Origin of the sequence: Fructilactobacillus sanfranciscensis DSM 20451 (assembly GCF_001436035.1) — a bacterium.
GTDB lineage: Bacteria > Bacillota > Bacilli > Lactobacillales > Lactobacillaceae > Fructilactobacillus > Fructilactobacillus sanfranciscensis.
In genome coordinates this window covers 1-868 of record NZ_AYYM01000055.1, presented here as the reverse complement: position 1 = coordinate 868, position 868 = coordinate 1, and the positions used below count along the sequence as shown (strand labels likewise).

Genomic DNA, 868 nt, shown 5'->3' with positions numbered 1-868 from the left:
GCTAAGTGGGAGTAGTTCAATTACATCTATTTCCATCTTCATCAAAAAATTAAACGTCAAATTCATTTAGTTATTAGACTCTGTTTCGGTATTGAATTCTCCATTTACTTCTGCTTTAAAAATATTAGAAGCAGTGAAAAGAATCCGCATTTTAGCAGGTACATCGACCTTTTCACCTGTCTGAGGATTACGTCCAACATAGGCATTCTGCTTTTTTAATCTAAAAGTCCCCAAATTATTAATAGAAGCTTTTCCATTGCTTTTAACACTTCTTCGGATATCGGAGATATATTGATCTAAAATTTTTTTGACATAAGCAGCTGGTATATCTTCTTGATGTGCTAGTTTTTTAATTTCTTGCGATTGTGTAAAATTAACTGTCATAATAAAATTTCCCCTTTTTAAATATTTTTTAGTTTTTTAACTCACTATTTTGAATTCTTTTGTTCTTTAGAGAGCTTTTCTTGTTCTTTAGAGAGCTTTTCTTGTTCTTTAACGTACTTTTTTTGTTTTTCGAGTGACATTATCTAGCCTCTTTACTTGTTTTTAATAGCTTTTTTCACTTTAAACCCCATGCGATCACTATACATTCTGGTATTTCTTCTTTTCACATAATCCTTGTTTCCTTCTTGCCATTCTTTAGCTAGCACACGTTTTCCTTCAATAATTTTCATTAAACTTTTTGCCATTATAAATCTTCTCCTTCGTCACATTTATTACAATACTTTTTTAAAGTCATTAAGTAGTCATCACAATCACTGTTAAGCCAATCGCTAATAAAGTCATCAGTTGCTTGCCACTCACTGATGGTATAATCTGGTTGCTCTAATCGATCTAAAGCATCTTCATTGAACTACTCCCACTTAGC

Annotated in this window: 2 protein-coding genes; both read right to left on the bottom strand. The window is 31.6% G+C overall.

Annotation, left to right across the window (positions count from 1 at the left end; translation table 11 throughout):
• Positions 1 to 66 precede the first annotated feature (66 nt).
• Positions 67 to 384 carry an HU family DNA-binding protein gene (locus FD36_RS06355; RefSeq protein WP_056958864.1) on the bottom strand — a complete coding sequence of 106 codons (318 nt, stop codon included), beginning with the start codon at positions 382 to 384 and terminating at the stop codon, positions 67 to 69.
• A 152-nt stretch (positions 385 to 536) separates the two neighbouring features.
• Positions 537 to 689 carry a hypothetical protein gene (locus tag FD36_RS06820; protein WP_170126602.1) on the bottom strand — a complete coding sequence of 51 codons (153 nt, stop codon included), beginning with the start codon at positions 687 to 689 and terminating at the stop codon, positions 537 to 539.
• Positions 690 to 868: the final 179 nt, after the last annotated feature.